The organism is Aureimonas sp. OT7, assembly GCF_014844055.1.
GTDB classification, from domain to species: Bacteria; Pseudomonadota; Alphaproteobacteria; order Rhizobiales; family Rhizobiaceae; genus Aureimonas; species Aureimonas altamirensis_A.
Map to the genome: position 1 here is coordinate 1,583,201 of NZ_CP062167.1, position 22,434 is coordinate 1,605,634.

At 65.4% G+C, this 22,434-nt stretch carries 23 protein-coding genes; 5 read left to right on the forward strand and 18 right to left on the reverse strand.

Annotated features, from left to right (window positions below):
* Nucleotides 1-5: 5 nt before the first annotated feature.
* From IGS74_RS07610 to IGS74_RS07640, 7 genes are all read right to left on the reverse strand, one after another.
* A complete protein-coding gene (locus IGS74_RS07610) occupies nt 6-320 on the reverse strand; it encodes a polyhydroxyalkanoic acid system family protein (protein ID WP_039188914.1) in 315 nt (104 codons plus the stop codon).
* A 122-nt stretch (nt 321-442) separates the two neighbouring features.
* Nucleotides 443-1,822, reverse strand: coding sequence for a DEAD/DEAH box helicase (locus IGS74_RS07615; RefSeq protein ID WP_246723062.1), 1,380 nt, complete (start codon nt 1,820-1,822; stop codon nt 443-445).
* A gap of 216 nt (nt 1,823-2,038) precedes the next feature.
* Entirely contained in the window at nt 2,039-3,847 is a 1,809-nt protein-coding gene (locus tag IGS74_RS07620) for an ATP-binding cassette domain-containing protein (protein ID WP_192390474.1), read from the reverse strand.
* 48 nt (nt 3,848-3,895) lie between these two features.
* Nucleotides 3,896-7,021, reverse strand: coding sequence for an efflux RND transporter permease subunit (locus tag IGS74_RS07625; protein ID WP_192390475.1), 3,126 nt, complete (start codon nt 7,019-7,021; stop codon nt 3,896-3,898).
* On the reverse strand, nt 7,018-8,292 hold the full coding sequence (locus IGS74_RS07630; RefSeq protein WP_192390476.1) for an efflux RND transporter periplasmic adaptor subunit: 1,275 nt from the start codon (nt 8,290-8,292) through the stop codon (nt 7,018-7,020). Before IGS74_RS07630 ends, IGS74_RS07625 begins: the two co-directional genes overlap by 4 nt.
* Before the next feature lie 145 nt (nt 8,293-8,437).
* Entirely contained in the window at nt 8,438-9,961 is a 1,524-nt protein-coding gene (locus IGS74_RS07635) for a PRC-barrel domain-containing protein (protein ID WP_192390477.1), read from the reverse strand.
* A gap of 98 nt (nt 9,962-10,059) precedes the next feature.
* A complete protein-coding gene (locus tag IGS74_RS07640) occupies nt 10,060-10,224 on the reverse strand; it encodes a DUF1328 family protein (RefSeq protein WP_039190789.1) in 165 nt (54 codons plus the stop codon).
* A gap of 106 nt (nt 10,225-10,330) precedes the next feature.
* On the opposite strand from IGS74_RS07640, the gene IGS74_RS07645 reads away from it, so the two are divergent.
* Entirely contained in the window at nt 10,331-11,242 is a 912-nt protein-coding gene (locus tag IGS74_RS07645) for a diacylglycerol kinase family protein (protein WP_192390478.1), read from the forward strand.
* A gap of 60 nt (nt 11,243-11,302) precedes the next feature.
* On the opposite strand, the gene IGS74_RS07650 is transcribed toward IGS74_RS07645, so the two are convergent.
* The 6 genes from IGS74_RS07650 to IGS74_RS07675 form a co-directional block, all read right to left on the reverse strand.
* Complete coding sequence (locus tag IGS74_RS07650; protein ID WP_192390479.1) at nt 11,303-11,671, reverse strand: hypothetical protein; 369 nt, start codon at nt 11,669-11,671, stop codon at nt 11,303-11,305.
* Nucleotides 11,672-11,690: 19 nt separating this feature from the next.
* Nucleotides 11,691-11,948 carry a hypothetical protein gene (locus IGS74_RS07655; RefSeq protein ID WP_192390480.1) on the reverse strand — a complete coding sequence of 86 codons (258 nt, stop codon included), beginning with the start codon at nt 11,946-11,948 and terminating at the stop codon, nt 11,691-11,693.
* A gap of 159 nt (nt 11,949-12,107) precedes the next feature.
* Nucleotides 12,108-12,548 carry a hypothetical protein gene (locus tag IGS74_RS07660; protein WP_039188930.1) on the reverse strand — a complete coding sequence of 147 codons (441 nt, stop codon included), beginning with the start codon at nt 12,546-12,548 and terminating at the stop codon, nt 12,108-12,110.
* A gap of 3 nt (nt 12,549-12,551) precedes the next feature.
* Nucleotides 12,552-12,881 carry a DUF883 family protein gene (locus IGS74_RS07665; RefSeq protein ID WP_039188933.1) on the reverse strand — a complete coding sequence of 110 codons (330 nt, stop codon included), beginning with the start codon at nt 12,879-12,881 and terminating at the stop codon, nt 12,552-12,554.
* An 87-nt stretch (nt 12,882-12,968) separates the two neighbouring features.
* Nucleotides 12,969-13,520, reverse strand: coding sequence for a sigma-70 family RNA polymerase sigma factor (locus IGS74_RS07670; RefSeq protein WP_039188935.1), 552 nt, complete (start codon nt 13,518-13,520; stop codon nt 12,969-12,971).
* Between the two features lie 6 nt (nt 13,521-13,526).
* A complete protein-coding gene (locus IGS74_RS07675) occupies nt 13,527-13,736 on the reverse strand; it encodes a NepR family anti-sigma factor (RefSeq protein WP_039188938.1) in 210 nt (69 codons plus the stop codon).
* 279 nt (nt 13,737-14,015) lie between these two features.
* Between IGS74_RS07675 and IGS74_RS07680 the strand changes: the two genes are divergently transcribed.
* The 3 genes from IGS74_RS07680 to IGS74_RS07690 all read left to right on the forward strand — a co-directional run bounded on the left by IGS74_RS07680 (nt 14,016) and on the right by IGS74_RS07690 (nt 16,227).
* The gene (locus IGS74_RS07680; protein ID WP_039188940.1) at nt 14,016-14,810 is read left to right on the forward strand and encodes a response regulator; all 795 of its coding nucleotides are present in this window, start codon (nt 14,016-14,018) and stop codon (nt 14,808-14,810) included.
* A 74-nt stretch (nt 14,811-14,884) separates the two neighbouring features.
* On the forward strand, nt 14,885-15,862 hold the full coding sequence (locus IGS74_RS07685) for a PAS domain-containing sensor histidine kinase (protein WP_192390481.1): 978 nt from the start codon (nt 14,885-14,887) through the stop codon (nt 15,860-15,862).
* 80 nt (nt 15,863-15,942) lie between these two features.
* A complete protein-coding gene (locus IGS74_RS07690) occupies nt 15,943-16,227 on the forward strand; it encodes a glycine zipper domain-containing protein (RefSeq protein WP_039190791.1) in 285 nt (94 codons plus the stop codon).
* Between the two features lie 25 nt (nt 16,228-16,252).
* Here the strand turns inward: IGS74_RS07690 and IGS74_RS07695 are convergent, their stop codons facing one another.
* Complete coding sequence (locus tag IGS74_RS07695) at nt 16,253-17,020, reverse strand: DUF2470 domain-containing protein (protein WP_192390482.1); 768 nt, start codon at nt 17,018-17,020, stop codon at nt 16,253-16,255.
* Between the two features lie 174 nt (nt 17,021-17,194).
* On the opposite strand from IGS74_RS07695, the gene IGS74_RS07700 reads away from it, so the two are divergent.
* Complete coding sequence (locus IGS74_RS07700; RefSeq protein ID WP_192391543.1) at nt 17,195-18,334, forward strand: Mrp/NBP35 family ATP-binding protein; 1,140 nt, start codon at nt 17,195-17,197, stop codon at nt 18,332-18,334.
* Nucleotides 18,335-18,343: 9 nt separating this feature from the next.
* Here the strand turns inward: IGS74_RS07700 and IGS74_RS07705 are convergent, their stop codons facing one another.
* The 4 genes from IGS74_RS07705 to IGS74_RS07720 all read right to left on the reverse strand — a co-directional run bounded on the left by IGS74_RS07705 (nt 18,344) and on the right by IGS74_RS07720 (nt 22,427).
* Nucleotides 18,344-19,096 (reverse strand): hypothetical protein, encoded by a 753-nt coding sequence (locus tag IGS74_RS07705; protein ID WP_246723064.1) that lies wholly within the window; start codon nt 19,094-19,096, stop codon nt 18,344-18,346.
* A gap of 87 nt (nt 19,097-19,183) precedes the next feature.
* Entirely contained in the window at nt 19,184-20,125 is a 942-nt protein-coding gene (locus IGS74_RS07710) for a glyoxylate/hydroxypyruvate reductase A (protein ID WP_192390483.1), read from the reverse strand.
* Between the two features lie 23 nt (nt 20,126-20,148).
* A complete protein-coding gene (locus IGS74_RS07715; RefSeq protein WP_192390484.1) occupies nt 20,149-20,802 on the reverse strand; it encodes an NUDIX domain-containing protein in 654 nt (217 codons plus the stop codon).
* Nucleotides 20,799-22,427, reverse strand: a complete 1,629-nt coding sequence (locus IGS74_RS07720) for an ABC transporter ATP-binding protein (RefSeq protein ID WP_192390485.1) — start codon at nt 22,425-22,427, stop codon at nt 20,799-20,801. The genes IGS74_RS07715 and IGS74_RS07720 overlap by 4 nt, the downstream gene beginning before the upstream one ends.
* Nucleotides 22,428-22,434 lie beyond the last annotated feature (7 nt).

A 22,434-nucleotide genomic window follows, 5' to 3' on the forward strand; every position in this document is an offset into this window, starting at 1 on the left:
AGCCTTCAGGGCTTGTGTTCCAGAAGGATGGTGCCTTCCTTCCTGATCTTTCCGGTAAGCTTTTCGGCAAGCGCGGCCAGAAACCCCGGAAGATCGATCTCGATATGGACGTGATCGTCCATCACGTCGAGCCGCCCGACGACGGACTGGCCCATGGCGCGGGCCCTGAAATCCAGGCGGTCTTCGGTCCACACATCCTCGAACTTCACCATGCCGCCCGTTGCATCGGAGCGGATGCGGTCGAAGCCGCTGGCGATCCGCTGGCGCGCCTGCTCCCGCGTCAGCTTGTGCGGGATATCCACCCGTACGGTTTCAGCCATGGTTCGGTCTCCGGTCGGGTCACTCAAAGTCTGTTATGGTCTGTCGGTCGCGCGGTGTTTTCAAGCCCTGCATGGCCATGACGAAAACGGCCGGGGCGTTGCCCCGGCCGGTTCGATGGTAGTCAGGCCATGGCCGCCTGAGGGCGTCCGCGCTGGCCATTGCCGCGCCGCCGCTTGGCCCTGTTGGCACCGTCGCGCTTGGCCTCTCCGGCAGAATTGGCAGCGCGCCGATCGCCGCCCTGCTTCTGCTGGCCGCCGGCGTTATGGCGCTCGCCCGACTGGCCGGAGCGAGCCGGACGGCCCTGCCGGTTGCCGGGGCTTTTTCCACGCCGGGGTGCTTCCTCGCTGGCGGAGGCGGCAAGCGCCTCATCGGTGGCGAATTCGCTCTTCTGAATGTCGAACCGAAGGCCCGTCAGCTTCTCGACGCCGCGCAGCTTGGCGCGCTCGGACGGATCGCACAGCGTGATCGCGATGCCGGACTTGCCGGCGCGCGCCGTACGTCCGATGCGGTGCACATAGCTTTCGGCCTCTTCGGGCAGGTCGAAATTGATGACATGGCTGACATCGTCGACATGGATGCCGCGCGCCACGATATCGGTGGCGATCAGAACCTTGAGACGGCCGGCGTGGAACTCGCCCAGCGCGCGCTGGCGCGCCGACTGGCTCTTGTTGCCATGAATGGCCAGCGCCTCGATGCCGGCCTTTTCAAGGTCGGTCGTCAGGCGGTTGGCGCCATGCTTGGTGCGGGTGAAGACGACCGTCTTGTCGAAGCGCTCCAGGTTCTGGATCAGCCAGTTCTTCTTGGCCTTCTGCGGCACAAGGAAGACGCTCTGGTCGATTTTTTCCACGGTGACGACTTCGGGTGTCACCTCGACGCGGACGGGATCCGACAGGATGCGCCCGGAAAGCTGCTCGACCGAGGCCGGCATGGTTGCGGAGAAGAGAAGCGACTGGCGTTCCGTCGGCAGCATCTTCACGATGCGCATGACATCGCGCACGAAGCCCATGTCCAGCATGCGGTCGGCCTCGTCCAGCACGACGTGGCGTACGTCGGACAGGGTCAGCGCCTTCTGGTCGATCATGTCCAGCAGGCGGCCAGGCGTCGCGATGACGATATCGACGCCGCGGTTGGCGGTTTCGATCTGCGGGCGTATGGAAACGCCGCCGAAGATCGTCATGTGGCGGACCGGCGTGCCGGCCGAATATGCCTTCACGTTCTCGGCGATCTGCACCGCGAGTTCACGTGTGGGCGCAAGGAACAACGCCTTGCAGCTGCGCGGCTGGGGGCGGCCGCCCTTGCGCAGGATGGCATCGATGACGGGAAGGGCGAAGGCGGCGGTCTTGCCGGTGCCGGTCTGGGCGATGCCGAGGACATCGCGGCCCTTGAGCACGGCGGGCATGGCCTTTGCCTGAATCGGGGTAGGGGTAACAAGGCCCATCTTGGTGATGGCGCTAAGCAACGCTTCGGACAAGCCGAGCGTGTCGAACTGGGATTGGGTCAAGGAGTACCTGTGACTGGTGCAGGCATACCGCCTGCGAGATGGCCGAACGTCTTCGCGCGGAAGCGACAGAACGGCACGGAACCGTGGCCAGCCCCTTGTGGTAAGCGGCTGGCGGGCGCACGATCGCCAAAGATTGGGGCGTGCGCAGCGCGATCACGGCGTGACAAGCGGCATATCGCCCTTTTTGACCCAAAGGTCAAGATGCCGCGGACGGGTTCAGCCTTCCAGCTCTGCCTTCAGCATTTCCAGCTCCAGCCATTGGTCTTCGGCGGAAGCCAGCGCGGCGCGCTTTTCGTCGATGATCGCGGCAAGCTGGTTGAAGCGATCGGGTGCGCGGTTGAAAAGGTTCGGATCGGCCATTTCGGCCTCCGCCGCGGCAATGGCCGCCTCCAGCGCGGCCATTTCCTTGGGCAGGCTCTCGAGCGCGTACTTCTGCTTGAACGATAGTTTGGCCGGGCCGGTGCTGGCCTTCGCCTCAGGCCTTGCGTCCCGCTGCTCGCGCGCTTTCGCCGGCCTGGCGGCTTCCTTGGCCGCTCCGCGTTTCTGCGCCAGCATGTCGGAGTAGCCGCCCGCATATTCCAGCCAGCGTCCGTCCGCCTCGGGCGAGATCACGCTGGTCACGGTCCTGTCGAGGAAATCGCGATCGTGGCTGACCAGCAGCACGGTGCCCGGATAGTTGGCGATCAACTCCTGCAGGAGATCCAGCGTTTCCATGTCGAGATCGTTGGTCGGCTCGTCCAGCACCAGGAAATTGGCGGGAGTGGCCAGCACCTTGGCCAGCAGGAGCCTGGCCCGTTCGCCGCCGGACAGATTGCCGACGGGCGTGCGGATCTGCTCGGGCTGGAACAGGAAGTCCTTGAGATAGCCGGCGACATGCCGGGCCTCTCCGTTGACGACGACCTGGTCGCCGCGCCCGTCGGTGAGGGCGTCCACCACGGCCACGTCGTCGCGCAGGCGTGTGCGCTTCTGGTCGAGAAAGGCGATGTCGAGGCGCGTACCCTGACGCACCTCGCCCGAATCGGGCTGCGTCTCGCCGATCAGCATCTTGAGAAGGGTGGTCTTGCCCGCGCCGTTCGGCCCCACCAGGCCCAGCCTGTCGCCGCGCTGGATGCGGGCCGAGAAATCGCGCACCAGGACCCGGTCGCCATAGGCCTTGCTGATGTTGCGTGCCTCGATGACGAGCTTGCCGCTTTCCCGCGTTTCGCCGGCACTCATTTCCACGGTGCCGATGGCGCGCCGCGCATCGCGCCGGTCGGCGCGCATCTGGTGCAAGGCGGCAAGCCGGCGCTCGTTGCGGGTGCGGCGCGCCGTGACGCCGTAGCGCAGCCAATGCTCTTCCCGCTCGATCTTGCGATCCATCTTCTGCAGCTGGATTTCTTCTTCTTCCAGCGCCTTGTCGCGCCAGGCCTCGAAGGCGGCGAAGCCTTCGTTCAGCCGACGCGCCGTGCCGCGATCGATCCAGACGGTGGCGTTGGTGGTGCGTTCCAGGAAACGCCGGTCGTGGCTGATGATGACGACGGCGCTGCGCAGGCCGCGCACCTCTTCTTCAAGCCACTCGATGGTCGGCAGGTCGAGATGGTTCGTCGGCTCGTCCAGAAGGATGATGTCGGGCTCGGGCGCCAGCACGCGAGCCAGCGCGGCGCGGCGCGCCTCGCCGCCCGACAGGTCCTGGGGGCGGGCATCGGCCTTGAGCCCCAGGCCGTCCATCAACCGCGTCACCCGCCACCGGTCGTCGGCGGGCCCGAGGCCCGCGGCAATGTAGGATTCGACGCTTTGGGCATCGCCGAAATCGGGTTCCTGCGCCAGATAGCGCACCGTCGCGCCCGGCTGGCGGAAGACCTCGCCCTTGTCCGCCTCGACCAGTCCGGCGGCGATCTTCAAAAGCGTGGACTTGCCCGACCCGTTGCGTCCGACAAGCGCGATGCGGTCCTGCGGCAGAACGTTGAGCTCCACGCCGGCAAGAAGCGGCGTGCCGCCGAAGGTGAGTCGGATGCCATCGAGGCGGAGGAGCGGAGGAGGGGCCATGGCGGCGTCATATCGCAAGGGCAGGCGGCTGTGAAGCTTGCCCGCCGCTCAGGCGATTCCCTTCGCTTCTCCCTCGTCGAGGTCGCGCTCCAGCGCCGCCTCGGTTTCTCCGGCGGGTCGCGAGAAGCGCGCAAGCGCAAGATAGGCGATGGGCGTCAGGAACAGCGTCGCCAGCGTCGACAGGCCCAGACCGCCGACGATGACGTAGCCGAGCGACATTCTGGCTTCGGCGCCCGCTCCCGAAGAGACGATCAGCGGCACGCCGCCGACGATGGTTGCGATCATCGTCATCATCACCGGCCGTAGCCGGATCAGGGCGGCCTCCTCGACGGCCTCGCGCACGCTGCGCCCCTGTTCGCGGAGCTGGTTTGCGAACTCGACCACAAGGATGCCGTTCTTGGCCATGATGCCGACCAGGAGGACAAGGCCGATCTGGCTGTAGAGGTTCAGGCTCTCGCCGAAGAGAAGCAGCGCGTAGACCGCGCAGGCAAGCCCGAAGGGCACGGTAACGAGGATGATGAGCGCCGAGACGAAACTTTCGAACTGGGCGGCCAGGACCAGGAACACGACGACGATGGCGAAGGCGAAGACGAGCGCGAGGCCGCTGGACGTCTGCTGCAGCGTCGCCGCTTCGGCCAGCGGAACGATCTGCACCCCGGCCGGCAGCAGCGGCCGGGCAAATTCGACGACATCCTGCCAGCCGTCGCCGATGGCATAGCCGGGCGTCAGGTCGGCCGACAGGCCGACGGCGCGGCTCTGGCTTTCCCGCGAGAGATTGGGTGCGATCGCCTCTTCCGTGACGGTGGCGATGGTCGACAGCGGCACGAAGCGGCCGTCACCGGTGCGCAGATGGACGTTGCCGAGATCGGCAGGGTCGTTAACCGGCACGGCGGAAGAGACCAGGCGGATGGGAACGGAGCGGTCGTCCACGAAGGTCGTGCCGATCTCCCGCCCGTCCAGCAGCGCCTGGACCGCCGTCGCCAGCCCGTCGATGTCGATGCCGAGATCCGAGGCGCGCTCGCGGTCGATGGCCACGGAGAGCTGCGGCTGCGTCGTATCGTAGGCGAGTTGGACACGGCCCCAGCGCCCGTCCTCGGCCATGGCGTCGCGCAGGCGCTCGGCCGTGTCGGACAGGACATCGTAGCTGATGCCCGTCAGCGCGAATTGCAGGCCGCGCCCGCCACCCCGGATGCCGAGGGAATTGGGCTGGATCACCCGCGCCTGGACGCCCGGGATCTCGGCGAACGCCGCATTCAGCTCATCCGCGATCTGCTGCTGACTGCGCTCTCGATGGTTCCAGCCCGTCAGGGGCATCACCATGAAGGCCGAGTTGCCGGTGAAGATGCCGATCCGGGCGTAGACGCTGGTCGCCTCGCCATGCTCGACATAGGGCATGACGACGGCCTCGACCCGCCGCATCTGCGCGTCGAGATAATCGAGGCTGGCGCTTTGCGGCGCCGAGATCATCATCAGGACCGTTCCGCGATCTTCGGCGGGCGTCAGCTGCTGGGGGATGTTGCGATAGGCGAGCGCGGCGATCCCCGCGAAGACGACCGAGACGGCGACCACGATGAGTGGAAAGCGCAGCGACAGGCGAAGCAACCGCGCATAAAGGCCCGCAAGGCGATTGCCGATCGCCATCGTGCCGCGCTTGAAGCGGCCGGGGGCGGTTTCCTCTTTGCGTGTCCCGATGATGCGGGACGCCAGCATGGGGCACAGGGTCAGGGCGATGAAGCTGGACAAGGTGACCGCCAGGGCCAGCACGAAGCCGAATTCCCGGAACAGGCCGCCCGCGACGCCGGGCAGGAAGGAGATCGGAACGAAGACGGCGGCCAGCGTCGCTGTCGTGGAAATGACGGCGAAGAAGACTTCGCGCGTGCCGACGACGGCGGCGGCCTGCGGGGTCAGGCCCATGTCGCGGCGGCGCACGATGTTTTCCAGGACGATGATGGCGTCGTCCACCACCAGGCCGGTGGCCAGAACCAACGCCAACAGAGTGATGATATTGATGGAGAAGCCGGCGAGATAGATGCACGCGACGACGCCGATCAGTGCGATCGGAATCGTCACGGTGGGGATCAATGTCGCCCGCATCGACAGCAGGAACAGATAGATCACGGCGACGACGATCAGCACCGCCAGCGCCAGCGTCAGCTCCACCTCATGGATCGAGCCGTTGATGAAGACGGCCTCGTCGCTGATGACGACGACGCGGGTGCCGTCGCTGAAGCCGGCGTTCAACTCTTCGGCGGCGGCGCGAACGCCTTCGGATATGGCGATCGTGGACGCACCGGCCTGCCGCACGATGTCGAGGCCGATGCCGGTCTGTCCGTTGACGCGCAGCTTCGAGGATGCCTCGTCCGGACCGAAGCGGATATTGGCAACGTCGGACAGGCGCGTCTTCCTGTCCAGCATGACGTTGGCGAAGGACGCCGGATCGGCAAGGCTGGCGTCGGCGCGGACGACGAGCTTCTGGGTTGCCGATTCCAGTGCACCCGCCGGCACGTCCATCGAAGCGTTGGCCAGCGCATTCGACAGATCGCCGAGTGTCAGGCCCCGCGTTGCCAGTTCGTCCGGGCGAATGTCGATATAGACCTGCCGCTCGCGCTCACCTGTCAACGTCACTTCCGCTACACCCTCGACGGCGGCGATGCGATTGGCGATCTGGTCGTCGACGAGATCGGTCATGTCCTCGATGCGCATGTGGGGGGACAGGACAGCAAGGCGCATCATGGCGTCGGCATCGGCATCCGCCTTGACGATGCGGGGCTCGTCGGCATCGTCGGGCAGGCGGTTGGCGATGGCGGCAACGGCATTGGTGACGTCGCTCGCGGCGACGTTGAGGTCCGTCGAGCTGGAAAACTCGATCACGACACGGCTGTTGCCGAGCCGCGAGGTGGACGAAATGGAGACGATGCCCGGCACGCGCGCGACAGCGCTTTCCACCTCGCTCGTCACCTGCCTGTCGACCGCCTCGGGGGAGGCGCTTTCGAACGTCGTGGACACGGTGATGACCGGCCGGTCGACGTTCGGCAGTTCGCGGATTTCGACGGACTGGAGGGCCGCAAGTCCGGCGACGACGATGAGAAGATTGAGAACCAGCGTCAGGACCGGGCGACGGATGAACAGCGAGGTGAACTTGGTGACCCCGTCGCGGACGCGCCCGCCGCTCATCGTGTCGCGGCCCGGCTGTCGGCAAGGCGGCCGGCCGGGGCCAGCCCGGCACGATTTCGCTCGAGGCTGCCATCGCGGTCTACGGTGGGCGTGCCTTCCGGCGCCTGGGGCACGTCCGGCAACGCCTCGGGATCGTTGACGCGCACGGGCGATCCCTCACGCAATTGCTGGACCCCCTCGATCACGACCGGCTGGCCGGCCACAAGGCTTTGCGAGGCAACCAGGACGCGGTCCACATTGCGCTCGATAATCTCGATCCGCGCCTTGCGCGCCTGGCCGTCGTCGACGGTCCAGACGAAGGGGCCGGCGCGCTCCCACTGGATCGCAAGCGCGTCGACGGACAGGTAGTCCTGGCCGTTGAAGGCGATATCGACCGTGAAGGACATGCCCGGACGCAGGATATCGGAACTGTTGTCGACCGTCGCTTCGGCGCGCAACGTGCGGCTGGTCTCGTCGATGCGATTATCCAGAGCGGTGATCTCGCCATCGTAGGTGCGGCCGGTCCGCGTAGTCGGCGTCGCGGTGACGGCGTGGCCGATGGCGATTTCCGGAACGAAAGCCTCCGGCACCGAGATCATCACCTTGAGTTTTGCGCGATCGTCCACGGTGGCGACAAGCGTGTCGCTGGACACGTAGCTGCCGGGTTCGATGGTGACGAGGCCGACGATGCCGCCGATCGGAGCCACGATGCGCCTGTCGTCCAGGGCGATCTCGGCGGCTCGCAGGTCCAGCGCGGCGGCTTCCGCCGCGCGCCGAACCTCGTCGAACTGCACTGAGGTGATGGAGTTGGAATTGAGGAGCGCGCGATAGCGCCGCACCTGATCCTGCGCGGCCTCCAGCGCGATCCGGGCCCGCTCGACGGCGACTGTCTCCGCGTCACTCTGCAGGACGGCCAGGACCTGGCCCTGCTGTACGCGGTCGCCGGAGCGGAAGCGGACCTCGGTGATGAGGCCCGACGCGTCGGGATGGATTGCAACGGTGGACACGGCCTGGCCGGTGCCGATGACCCGCAGCCTGTCGCGTGTGCGGTCGGGCGTTGCCGCGTCGGTGACGACCAGCGTGCGCGACAGGGCGTCGCCGGCGGTCACGGATGTCGGACCAACCTTGTCCCCGGCGCGCGAAACGGCCTCCACCACACGGATAAGCGGGCCGGGCAGCACCTCGCGATGCGACAGGAGGAACCGACCGGGGGCCTCGAACGCCCAAAGGGCAACGATGGCGATAACGGCCAGAACGGCGATGCTCGCCAAGGTTTGACGAAGAAGTGCCATCGGCGCCTTTCGTGCTGGTGTGTCGGGCTTTGCCGACGTTCTGAACCTACATTACCGCCGAATCTGGGTGCAAACGTTACGATTTGTTGCCGCAACGCGAAAAAGCCCGGCGCGTTGCCGGGCTCTCTCGTGTTTGTGACTGCCGTTACTGCGCTGTGGAGCCGCTTTGGATCCGCATCGTGTCGCGGCTGTCGGCGTAGGTGTCGCGGTTGTATTCCGGCGCCGCTTCCAACTCGTCCTGCGTGAAGTCGGTCGTCAGGTACATGGACCCGCCGGAGTCGCGCATGAACTGAAGGTTGTCCATGGCGACGGCGACCGGCTTGGCGCCGATGCCGAGGAAGCCGCCGACATCGACGATAACGGCATCGACCTGGCCCTCAGGCGTCAGGGCGATATCGCCGATGCTGCCGATGGAGCTGTCATCCGGGCCGTAGACCGTGGTGCCGATCAGATTGTCGGCCGTCAGCTCGGCACCGGCAACGGGCGTCAGGTCGGCCGGACGGCTCGTCCCGCCGGTCGAGGCCGTAGTGGTCGTGTCCGTCTCGGCCGGGGTTGCCGCCGTGCCGGTACCCGCGGCCGTGCCGGCGGCCATCCCGGTTCCGGCCGCCATCGTGCCACCCGTAGTGCCGGCCGGGCTCGTTTCCGTGGCTGCCGGTGCGGCCGCCATGTCTTCGGAAGCGTCGTTGTCGAAGGCCGGAGCGGCGTCGAGATCCTCACGGGTCACGACCAGGCTTGCATGCTGCTCGCCTTCTTCGTTGTTGGTCAGGGCGACGGCATCGAACGGGACGCCGACATTCTTTTCGCCGATGCCGAGGAAGCCTCCGACGCCGACGATCAGGCCGGCAATGGTGCCGTCTTCGTTGATGACGAGGTTGTTGATGTTGCCGATATTGTCGGAATCGTTCGTCGGGCCGGTGTAGACACTGTCGCCGACAAGGTCGTCGGCCAGATACTGGTCGGCGGCGAGTGTCGCCAGGTATTCGCCGCCCATGCCGGTCTGCGCCGTCGTGGTTGCCGGCGTCTCCGTGGTGCTTCCCGGCGCCGGTGTCGCGGCCATTTCGCCAGCCGGCGCCGGTGTCGCGGCCATTTCGCCAGCCGGGGCCGGTGTCGCAGCCATTTCGCCGGCAGGGGCCGGGGTTGTCGCGGTGCCACCCGCCGGGGCCATGGTGCCGGTCGTGGCGGCGGCGGTGTCATCGTCGCTGGTGAAAGTCGGCGCAGCCGCAATCTCGTCGACCGTCGCAGTCAGCGTGGCCGTCGGCTCGTTGTTTTCATTCATCGACCACTCGAACTTGTCGAACGGTACGGCGACATCGCGGGACTCGTCACCGAGTGCATCGCCGGTCCGCAGTACGGCCGCCAGGACCGTTCCATCCGCGCCCACCACCAGGTTCTGGATCTCGCCGGCCTGCTGGTCGGTGGCACCCTGCATCATGACTTCGGCGCCGACCATGTCATCGGACAGGTGCTGACCTGCGGAAAGGGCGGTAAGGTAGTCGAAGGACGCAGCGGAATGCCCTGCCGGCGCGGTTGCCGGTTCAGTGGCCATGGAGCCGGTTTCGGTTGCGGCGGGGGCAGCTTCGGTGGCTGCCGGCGTATTGGCTTCCTGCGCGATGGCGCCGGTCGCGAGCAGCGTTGCCATGGCGGAAGTAGCAAGAAGTTTACGTAGCATAATTAGTCTCCCGTATCCGTTGATGCGGATGTGCGCATCCTGCGGTTTCGAGGCTAGAACCATGATCGCGGGGGAACGGTTCCGCCATCACGCGGAAGTCAGGCGAACACGATCACCCCGAAGAGAAGCAGCAGAAGAATACCGGCCAGGACGATGAAAATCAGGATCCTGGCCAGGCCGGCCGATGCACCCGCAACCCCGCGAAAACCGAGAAGGCTTGCGATGGCGGCAACGATGAGAAGTATGACGATCCACTCGAGCATGGCATGTCCCTTTCCTGTCGCGCGGTTCCCGTCCATGAAACGAAAGGGCCTCGCGCGCGTTCCGCCGCAGGCCGTTGGCCTGCCATTGAAACGGGGTGCCTGACGCATGGACATACATGTCATTCTGAACCGCACGGGTGGAACGCTGAGAACGACAGACCTCGATCTTCTGACGGCGCTCATCCGCGACGAGTTCACACTGCATGGCCACCGGGTCGAGATCGAGGTCGTGGATGGTCATGATATTGCGCAGGCGCTCAGGCAGGCGGCGGCGCGCACCGACATCGACGTCATGATGGTAGGGGGCGGGGATGGCACGGTAAGCGGCGCGGCGGGCGCAGTTGCCGGCACCGACATCGCGCTGGCCGTCCTGCCGGCCGGCACGATGAACCTTTACGCACGTACCCTGCAGATCCCGCTGGAACTGTCGGCCGCGGTGAACGCACTGGCGTCGGGTATCATTGTCGATGTCGATATCGCCATGGTGAACGACAAGCCATTCGTCCACCAGTTCGCCGTCGGGGTTCACGCACGGATGGTGCGCATGCGGGAGAAATTCGATTATGGCTCGCGCGTCGGCAAGATGTGGGCATCGACCAAGGCGGTCATGATGACGCTGCAGAGCCTGCCGCTCGTGCGCCTCGATGTCGAGATCGACGGAAAGCTCGAAAAAATCGAGACCCCCGCCGTCGCCGTGTCGAACAATATTTACGGGGACGGCCATCTGCCCTTCGCCGACAACCCGAGGGGAGGCACGCTCGGCGTCTATATCTGCCGCACCAAGGACAGGGCCGAAGTGGCGAGGCTGGCATTGGATGTCTGGCGTGGACGCTGGAAGGAGAACCCGTCGCTGACGGTGCTGCAGGCCCAGCAGGTGGAGTTGTATTATCCGGGCATATCGCGCGACAAGCGGGCTGTGCGCGACGGCGAGCTGGAATCGCTGGAGCCGAAATCGATCGTCAGCATCCGACGGGGTGGCCTCAGGGTTCTGGTGCCCGACGAGGCGTCCTACCTGTAATGTCCGATATGACAACGGGCGCACATCGCGCCCGTTGTCATCAACAGTCGGGTCGGAAGATCAGAGCGGCCTGTCGTCCGGGTCGTCCGGCGCGCGGGCATCCGACCTGTATTCCGGGTCGAGGCCGACAGACTCGGGCGTTCCGTAGGTGTGGCCCCCGTCTGCAAGCAGGCCAAGCGCTTCGTTGATCTGCTCGATCAACGGGTCGAACTCGCCGCCACGATCCATCTCCTCGCGGGTGCCCAACGTCTCCGCCATGCCATGAAGGCGCTCAACGCGCTCTTCGATCGGCATCGTGGTGTCGTTGACCAGATCTTCGATTTCGGCCTGCGTGAACGGCTGGCTGATTCCCGGCGTGTCGGCATCGTCTCCGACCGCCGTATCGAGGGGCAGCACCGGACTATCGCCGCTTGCGGTTATTCTGGACATGGTATCTGGCCCTTCCTGGTTACTGTGCCGGCGGGGTCGACGTCTGGTTCGGACTTACGACACCACCCTGGGACTCACCGGCTGCGGGAGGCGGAGCCGAGGTCTCGACACCGCTGGACTGCGGACCGTCGATGTTCTGATCCGGCAGGATCTTGCCGTAGATGCCAAGCCCCGCGAAAACGACAAGGCACAGTGCGAGGGCGACCAGAAGTATCGTAAGAGTGCGGTTGCCCTTCACTCCCTGCTTGGCTTCGGTCGAGCGGATTTCTTCGGCCATGATCTTTTTCCTCTTCTCCGGTCGGGAAGCGACCGGATGATCCTGTGAAAACGAATTTCGCGGCCTTTCGATCCGTCACGAAGTCTTCAAGAGGCAAAAAGAAAGCCGGCTGCTTATGGCGGCCGGCTTTCGAAGGTCGAGGATGGGCCCCGACAATGCTCAATCGAGATTACGTCTCGATGAGAATGCCCGAAGGCCGGCCCAGACCGCGGCCCCGACGATCGGTATGACCAGCAGGCCTTTGCGACGCTTCACGGAATGCAGGATCAGCGGAAGATTGCTGACCGCCGCAACGCTGGCGAAGGAGGCGACATCGCGCTGCAGGCGATCACTGGCACGCTCCTTGGGTGTGCGGCCGACAATCAGCAGTACCACGTACAGAACGGCCAGCAGCACCGCCAGTCCGGCGCAGAAGTAAAGCGCGGCCGGCAATGCGCCAACGCTCTGCGCCAGCCAGAGGAAAGCCGCGATCAACAGGAAAAGCACAAGGAACAGAGCCACGATGGCCATCAGAACATAAATGACGGCCATCTGCCTGAGGCGGGCAAAGAAAATGCCGGCCTCACCTGTGACGACTTTTGCCAGGAACTGCCCGATCATCGATCAGTTTTTGAAGATGCGAGCGTAGAAATATCCGATCGCGGCGGCGATCAGGACGGATTTCAGCGGCTCGGAGCGAACCCGCTCGCTGAGCTGCTCTTCCAGCTCGCCGACCGTCTCCTGCGCCTGCCGGAAATATTGCTCCCCGGTTTCCTTGATGTCGTTCTTCAGGGCGAAAGCCTGATCGCGCGCGTTGCTGGCGCGGTTTCCGGCAAGGCCCTTCAGCGTTTCGGCGACCTCCGCGAGATCTTCGCGCAACCGCTTCACCTGCGCTTCCAGATCGCCCTCGGCCGGGTCAGTTTTCGTGGATTCGCTGGGGTTGATGCTCGACATGAAATAGATTCCCTTCCGAATGAGCGGTCGTTATGCAGAGTGCACTTCCCCCCGGATAATGCGGAGTGCCCGGTTCCGTTCCGGGGATCAGGCAGCCGGGGCGACGCCGATGATCTGCGACGAGATCGAGTCGGGACCGTATTCCCCGTCTCCCTCGATGCCAAGCGTCTCGGCAAGCCGCGTGCGGGCACGCGAAACACGGCTTTTGATGGTGCCGACAGCGCATTTGCAGATTTCCGCCGCCTCCTCGTAGGAGAAGCCGGACGCGCCGATCAGTACGAGCGCCTCGCGCTGGTCGTCGGGCAACAGGTCCAGCGCCTTGCGGAAATCCTGCAGGTCCAGATGGCCCTGCTGCTCCGGATGGCCGGCAAGCTGCATTGCATGAATGCCGTCGACATCCTGTACTTCCCGGCCCTTCTTGCGCATCTGCGTGTAGAATTCGTTGCGCAGGATGGTGAACAGCCACGCCTTCAGGTTGGTGCCGGGCTGGAAGGTATGCTGCTTGTCCCAGGCCTTCACCAGCGTTTCCTGAACCAGGTCGTCGGCCCGGTCGAAGTTTCCCGCCAGCGACGCCGCGAAGGCGCGCAGGCTCGGGATTATCGAAATGAGTTCTTTTCTGAAGTCCGGGTTTTCGCTCATGGGCAGTCAGTCTCCCATACCGGATTTCGAACCGCCCTTTTCCGCGGCATCCAGGGCGTCGAGGAGCGACAGGAACCGATCCGGCACCGGCTCGCTGGCGACATCTTCGTAATAGGCCTTCAGCCGCCGCCCGATGGCGTTGCTGGCACCTAGGGCGGTCTCGTCCTTGCGCTCGCCGCCTTTGGGCGCTTCCGCCGGCTTTCTCTGGTCTTCCATCAAACCTCGCATGGGCTGCCTCCTTCTCCGCTACCGCAGGGTTGCGTTGCGGTGCGAAGCCAAGCTGCCGATAAGATGTGCCCCTAGCCCCGATCCGCAAGACCGTCCGGGCCAGATTTGTTTCGTCATTCGTGATGGTGCGCGGGTGCTCATTCACGATTTCAAAAAACTAGACTGGAAATCATGTAGGAACCGTTGGCATTTTTTTCGACAGCCCCATATCCGCGGCTGCAATCATGTCCTATTCCGGTCTGGTTGATCGGCACGAGGGGAGTTTCCATGTCGATGTCGTCGCGCATTGCGCCGCACATTCCTTACCTGCGCAGGTACGCCCGCGCGCTCACCGGTTCTCAGGCCAGCGGCGATGCCTATGTGGCTGCCGTTCTGGAAGCCTTGATCGCAGAGCCGAGCCTGTTCGACACGCAGGAAAGCCCGCGCATTTCGCTTTACCGCCTGTTCTCGTCGCTCTGGCAGTCGCTGGACGTCAACATCCGCGAGGATGCACCCGTATCCGCCTGGGAAGAGAAGGCCTCGCGGAACCTGCGCGCCATCTCGCCCCTGCCGCGGCAGGCCTTTCTGCTCGTCGCCGTCGAAGGTTTCACCACCGGCGAGGCCGCGCTGATTCTCAATACCTCCGAAGCTGAGTTCTCCCGCCTGATCGACCAGGCGAGCGCGGACATCGGCCGGCAGGTGTCCACGAACATCATGATCATCGAGGACGAACCTCTGATCGCGATGGATATCGAGCAGATGGTGGAAAGCCTCGGCCATGGCGTGACGGGCATCGCCCGGACGCACCAGGAGGCGATCAAGCTGTTCGAGGAGCAGAAGCCCGGCATGGTGCTGGCCGATATCCAACTGGCGGACGGCAGCTCGGGGATCGATGCGGTCAACGATATCCTGTCGCGGGTTTCCGTCCCGGTGATCTTCATCACCGCCTTCCCGGAGCGGCTCCTGACCGGCGAGCGCCCCGAGCCGACCTTCCTGGTTACCAAGCCCTTCAACCCGGACATGGTGAAGGCGCTGATCAGCCAGGCATTGTTCTTCGAGACCGACAAGAAGGCGGCTGCGTGAGGTGGGACATTCCCGAAACTGTGCCGGCGTCGCTTTACGTTCGGTGACCCGTCGCAGTTTCGAACGGGGCTAGGATGGTCGCTTACAAGGCCCTTCGCGCGTTGAAGAATACCGAGATGGCGCTGTTCGCGCAGGATCTCGACATGCGCTATCTGTGGCTCTTCAACGCCGACGGTTCCTGGCTGGCGTCCGCGGCAAACGGGCTGCGCGATTCCGATTTCCTGCCGGCGTCCGCCGCCGAACGTTGCGATGCCATCAAACGTACGGTCCTGGAAACCGGCCAGCCGGCACGGTTCGAGTTGCAGATCGCCGATGCGGAGCAGCATCGCTGGTTCGACGTGCGGGTGGACGTGGACCGGGACGATACGGGAGCGATGATCGGCCTTGTCGGGACGTCGCTCGAAATCACCGAGCAGAAGCGGCGTGAAGATACGCTGAAAACCCTTCTTCGCGAGCTTTCACACCGGTCCAAGAACCTTCTGGCCATCATCCAGAGCCTGGCCAGCCAGACGGCGCGCCACTCGATCACCGTGCCGGAATTCCTGGTGCGGTTTCGCGGTCGCATCCAGTCATTGTCGGCCTCGCAGGATATCGTGACCGACGCGGATTGGCGCGGCGCCGGCCTGTCGATGCTGGTGGCCACCCAGGTCGAGCGGTATGCACCGGAGGGTATGCGCCAGGTCCACCTGGCCGGCCCGGAAATCTATCTGTCGCCAACGGCCGCGCTGCATGTCGGGCTTGCCCTGCACGAGCTTGCCGTGAATGCGGCCTCCTACGGGTCCCTGTCCGTCCATGGCGGGATCGTGGAGATAAGGGTGGACGTCGCACAGGATCAGGATGCGCGCCATATGGTCCTGCATTGGCAGGAAATGAACGGGCCGCATGTGGGCGAGCGAAGCGACACGCGGTTCGGCACCTCGACGCTGGAGCGAATCGTCCCCAATTCCGTCGGAGGGGAAGCCGAGCTGAGCTACCAGCCGGAAGGGCTTCGATACCACCTGCGCATTCCCGATGCGCATTTCGATGTGATCGAGCAGCGCAAAGCTGTGTGAACGGGCTTGCCGGCACCTTCATCCTGCCACGGAATCGTGACAGAAGTGCCCCGGGGACGAAGCTCAAGAGGCAATTCACCATGAAGAAATTCGTTGTACTCGGCGTTTCCGCCGCACTGCTGGCATTGGCGGGCTGCCAGACGCCGAACCAGGATATCGTCGCGCCTGCCGCAGTTGGCGGTCTCGGTGGAGCTGCCATCGGCGCCGCCGTCGGCGGCGACGTGCAGGGCGCGTTGATCGGCGGTGCGCTCGGCGCGGCGGGGGGCGCCCTCGTCGGCGCGGCCACCAGCCGCCCCGGTGAATGCGTCTACCGCGATGGACGCGGCCAGCGCTACGTGGCCAGCTGCCCGGCCGGCTACCGCTGATCCGGCTGCCTGTTTCCCGACATGGTCATGCGGCGCCTTCGGGCGCCGCATTGCTTTTGGCCCGGCGCGCAAGCTCCACGAAGGCCATGTGGTAGTCTTTGCCGGAGGCGATCTGCCGGTCGAATTCGATGCGGCAGACATCGTCGGCGCGGACACAATCGAAGCCGTGGCGGTCGATGGTGCCGATAAGCCAGCCCGTGCCGACGCCGCCGGCCCCGTGCACCATACGTTCCGTCGCGTCGGCATGATCCTCGTTCATGTGCCCGCTGACGCGCGGTTCCGCATCGGCGATCCCGGCATCGACCTCTTCCGTCAGATCGTCGCGTGACAACTCATACGCACGGCCGAAACCGGCATTGAGGGAAGCGCTCGACAGACCGATTCGCCAGAAGGCGAAATCCGGAAAATCCACATAGAGCTTCGCCTTGGGCTGCCGCGCCAGAAACCGGCGGCGGATACGCGCGTAGTCTGCATGGCCTGCATCGATCTTCTCGGCGCGGCCGCGTGCCGACAGGCGCGCATGCGCCAACGGATCGCCCTTTCCCGGCGTACCGAACAAGAGGCAGGCGCGCGGGTCGGCGGCAAGCGCCGCCGCATGGGCCGCCAGCGTCGAGACGAGGATGACCGGATCTCCTGTGATGTCGGGCGCAACCAGGACCCGGCTTGCCAGCGGCCAGCCATCGCCGGCATCCAGACTGGCCATCGTGGCATGACGCGCCGTCCTGACAAGGCATCGCGCCTGGCGGCGCGTTTCGTCGGTCACCGGTTGCAACACGCCCTCAGACTCGGCCATCGCGATCTCCCATACTTGATTGCAAAGGTCATATATCATTTTCTGGAGAAGTCCCCCCTGAACTTCTCTTTTGCCGATCATAAGTTGGAAAACGCGCGCCAAAGGCTCTACAGCCTTGGATCTGCGTTTCGAGACATATTGGAGAGCCGCCTCGTGAATGCCGCCTTGAATGACATGATCCTGGATATGCTCCGTAGACTGCCGGCACCCGACGGTGGCGCCGACATCGTTTCGCGCGGGATGGTGTCCGATATCTTCGTGGCGGACGGCAAGGCGTTCTTTTCGCTGACCGTGCCAGCCAATGAAGCCGAGCGATTCGAGCCGATGCGCCAGGAGATCGAGCGGCGGGTGACCGCGCTTGAGGGTGTCTCCTCGGCGATGGTGGCCTTGACGGCGGAGCGCAGCGGCGGCGGCTCGCAGCCCGCCCCGGCGCGTCCTTCGGCGCAGCCGCCAGCCCATGGTCACGGCCACGGCCACGGTCATGGCGGCGCGCCCCGTGGCGGCGGCGGTAAACCGGGTGTTCCGGGCATCGGGCAGATCATCGCCGTCGCATCCGGCAAAGGCGGCGTCGGCAAATCCACCACCGCGGTCAATCTGGCCCTCGGGCTGGCGGCCGCCGGGAAGCGGGTGGGCCTGCTGGACGCCGATATCTACGGCCCATCGGTGCCGCGCCTGATGGGATTGAAGGGCAAGCCGCAGACAGTCGGCGGCCGGGCATTGCTTCCGATGGAAGCCTATGGGCTCAAGACCATGTCCATGGGCTATCTGGTGGAAGAAGACACCCCGATGATCTGGCGCGGGCCGATGGTCATGTCGGCCCTGACCCAGCTGCTGCGGGAGGTGGAATGGGCGCCGCTGGACATTCTGGTCGTCGACATGCCGCCCGGCACCGGCGATGCCCAGTTGACGATGGCCCAGCAGGTTCCGCTGGCCGGGGCGGTCATCGTGTCGACGCCTCAGGACCTTGCCTTGATCGACGCGCGCAAGGGCCTTGCGATGTTCCGCAAGGTGGAGGTGCCGCTGCTCGGCATCGTCGAGAACATGAGCTACTTCATCGCCCCCGATACGGGCCGTCGCTACGACATCTTCGGCCATGGCGGGGCCAGGGAGGAGGCCGCGCGGCTTGGCGTTCCCTTCCTTGGCGAAGTGCCGCTGGAAATGGGAATCCGGGAAAGTTCCGATGCCGGCCGACCCGTCGTGGCCACGGAGCCGGACTCGGTGTCGGCCGCCACCTACCGCGACATCGCATCCAAGGTGCTTGCCCAGTTGGAAGGCCATGCAGCGCCGGCCGCCCCGACCATCCTGTTCGAGTAGCGGCCGAGGTTAGAAGCGGTAGGTCACGCCGAGGGCCGGGCCTTGCAGCGTCGTGTCGAAGACGTGGCCGTCCGCCGCGTAGTCGACGTCCAGCACCTTGTACCCTGCCGATACGGACACATGCTCCGTGAGCTCGTAGTTGAGCGTGCCGAGCGCCTGCCACGTCTTTTCGGCGCCGGCGCCGAAGCCCCCGACATCGGCCTGGATCTGGAATGACAGCCGATCCGCCAGCTGGACGAAGGCGCGGGCGCCGACGATCGGGTCTACCCAGGAAAAGCTTTCCTCATAGGAGGCCGCGCCAATGGGTGTGACCACGCGCACGGCATTGGAGATATCCCAGGCCCGAATGCCCGCCAGAAGCGCAAAGTTGACGTCCGGCGTGGCATAGAGCTGATAGCCGCCCATCAAGGTGCCGGAGAACTGGCGAGAGCCGACGGAGACGTCGATTGTCGGAACCTGCCCGATCACCGGCAGACTGCCGACCTGCCGCGCGTCGGTGGTATCGACATAGAGCAGGTCGCCGACCGCGACGAAGCGGTCGTAGCGCCCGTAGACATTCAGGAAGGCCGCGACGTTCAGGTCTTCCAGCACGTCGGAAAAGGATTTCTCGATGCCGATGGTCGGTGCCCGGCGAAAGGGCGAGATATCGCCCTTCAGGCCAGCCGCCCAGATATAGGGCGTCACCTGCAGCGCCCAGTCGGGCTGCGGATCTTCGGCGCGAGCCGCGCCCGTGCCGGCAGCAGGCACAACCAGCGCCAGCATGGGCGATCCATCTCATCTGCCGCATTGCCTTCAACACCCCATCGCTGCCCCGCCGCCGGCAACCCTAGCCGAAAACCATGCCGGCGGTCAGTAGCCGGCCGAGCGGTCGACGACGCCGACGAGAGATTCCCCGGCCTTGTGACGCAGGATCTGTCGGGCGATGAGCGCCGACAGCGCCGTCGGGTCTGACGATGCGGCGATGTGCGGCGTCACGAAGACGCGGGGGTGCGCCCACAGGGCGCTGCTGGCGGGCAGGGGCTCTTGCTCGAACACGTCGAGCGAGGCTTCCATCAGGCGTCCGTCGTTCAATGCACGCAGGATCGCATCGTCGCTTTGCAGCCCGCCGCGCCCGGCATTGATCAACACCGGGCCGCCGAGGGGCGTCCGCTGTTTTAGCGCCGACAGAAAGCTGTCGTCGATCAGGCCACGCGTCTCGCCGGTCAGCGGCAGCAGCACGACGACGATGTCACAGGCCCCAAGGCATGCCATGAGGCCGTCGCGGCCGCTATGGGTTTCGATGCCATCGAGGGTGCGCTGCGTGCGGCTCCAGCCCAGCACCTTGAAGCCGAGCGCCCCCAGCTTGCGGCCGGCGTCGCGCCCGAGTTCGCCGAGGCCCAGTATGCCGACCGATACGGAAGCGGCGGCGGGCTGCGACCGGTCGCGCCACAGCGCGGCCGCCTGCTGCTCGCGATAGAGCCGGCCCTGCCGCATATGATCGAGTACACGCCAGACGACATACTCGCTCATGCGGTTGGTCAGATCCTCGGCGACGATCCGAACCACGGGCACATCCGGCAGGGTCGGGTCGGACAGGACGTGATCCACACCCGCGCCCAGCGAGAAGATCGCCTTCAGCGCGGGCAGGCGGGACAGCACACCCCGGGGCTGTTGCCAGACGACGGCGTAGTCGATGCGCGACGCCTCGTCCTCGTCCGGCGACAGGACGATTGTTTCGTCCGGCAGGCGGGTGGCCAGGGCGTCGCGCCAGAGCTCCGGCGATTCTCCGGTGGATGAGATCAGGATGGTCATGGCATGTCCCCTGGAACTACGCGTCAGGCCGGTGTTTCGATGCTGTCGGACAGCATGCGGGCAACGGGCCGGCCCTTCCTGTCGAACCAGTTGAGGGCGGTAACGAGCAGGTTGTTGGCGATGAAGCCTTCGTCCATGGCAGCGATCAGCGCCTCCGCCGGCGCGGCGATGGGGATGATGTCCTCATGCTCGTCGGCAAGGCCCGCCATCGGCGGCAGCAACCGCGTGTCGACAATGCACATGAAGTAGTGGGCAATCTCGTCGCAGAGGCCGGGCGAGGTGAGAAGCGAGAACAGCCTGGCCGTCGCCAGCGCTTCGAGCCCGGTTTCCTCGCGCAGTTCCCGCACTGCCGCGACGGTTGGCTTTTCGTCGCCGTCGAGAAGCCCGGCGGGCAGCTCCAGGGCTGCTGCGTTGGGGGTCTTCAGCGCCGCACCGATGCGGAACTGACGGATGACGACGATTTCGTCGGTGTTGGGATCGTAGGGAAGAACGATCGCCGCTTCCCGCGCGCGCAGGACTTCGCGCCGCACGCCTTCGAAGCGCCGCGTCCCGTCCAGGCTGGCATGCGAGACGAAGAGGCGGTCCAGCGGGCGGAAGCCGTCCACCAGCCGTTCCTCGGCCGTTACGGTAAAATCCAACGGCTGGTCCGCCAGACGACGGCGCTCGGATGCGCTCATTGCGATACTCCACCGGCCGCTATGGCCTTGACGTCGAAGGCCGCCGCCATCAGCGCTTTCGTATAATCGGTGCGGGGCCGTTCGAACACGTCTTCCGCCGGGCCGGACTCGACCACCTTGCCGTTACGCATGACGATGATGTGGTTGGCCAGCGCGCGCACGACCTTGAGGTCGTGGCTGATGAACAGATAGGCAAGGTCGTGCTTCTTCTGCAGATCGCGCAACAGGTCTACCACCTGGGCCTGCACGCTCATGTCGAGGGCCGATGTCGGCTCGTCGAGCATGACGAACCGGGGGTTCAGAACCATGGCACGCGCGATGGCGATGCGCTGGCGTTGCCCGCCGGAGAATTCGTGCGGGTAGCGAAAGCGCGTTTCCGGGTCCAGCCCAACCTCGCGCAGGGCCGAGACCACACGCGCCTCCCGCGCCTCCGCCGAAAGCTCCGATGCGTGGATGGACAAGCCTTCCGCCACGATCTCGGCCACCGGCATGCGCGGCGAGAGCGATCCATAGGGATCCTGGAAGACGATCTGGATCCGTTTGCGCAGGGACCGCATTTCGGCGAAGGAGCGCTGGTCGATGCGCTCGCCCTCGAACAGGATTTCGCCTTTGGACGCAATCATCCGCGTCAGGGCGAGGCCCAGCGTCGTCTTGCCGGAGCCCGACTCCCCGACGATGCCCACCGTCTGCCCGGCGCGCACCGCCACGTCGACGCCGTCCACCGCCTTCACATGGTCGCTGACCCGGCGCATCAGGCCGGTGCGGACGGGAAACCAGACCCGTACGTCGCGCCCTTCCATCACCAGCGAGGCGTTCTCGTTGGCGGCGGGCGGGCGGCCCTTGGGCTCCGCGGCCAGGAGATGCTTGGTATAGGAATGACGCGGATGGGCGAAGATCTCTTCGGTCCGGCCTTCCTCGACCAGCTTGCCCTTGAACATCACGCAGACCCGGTCGGCGATGCGGCGCACGATGCCGAGGTCATGAGTGATGAACAGCATGGCCATGCCGCGTTCCGCCTGCAGCGTCTTCAAAAGCTCCAGGATCTGCGCCTGCACCGTCACGTCGAGCGCGGTGGTCGGCTCGTCCGCGATGAGGAGGTCGGGCTCGTTGGCGAGCGCCATCGCAATCATGACGCGCTGGCGCTGCCCGCCCGACAATTGATGCGGATAGGCGTTCAGCCGCTTCTCCGGGTCGCGGATGCCGACCTGGTGCAGAAGCTCGAGCGTGCGTTCGCGCGCCTGACGGTCGGTCAGTCCGCGATGCACCTTCATGATCTCGCTTACCTGCTTCTCGATCGTGTGGAGCGGGTTGAGCGAGCTCATCGGCTCCTGGAAGATCATCGAGATGCGGTTGCCGCGAATGCCGCGCAACACCTTGTCGTCGGCCCGCAGCAGATCCTGCCCGTCATACAGGACAACACCGCCGGGATGGCTGGCGGACGGATAGGGAAGGAGCTTCAGGACCGACAGCGCCGAAACCGATTTGCCGGAGCCCGACTCGCCCACCAGCGCCAGGGTCTCGCCCGGCGCGATGGAAAAGGACACATCGTCGACGGCAAGCGTGCGGCCGAAGGCGACCGATAGGTTGCGCACGTCCAGCAGCGGCCGGTCTGCGGTCTCTGTCATGGGCTCG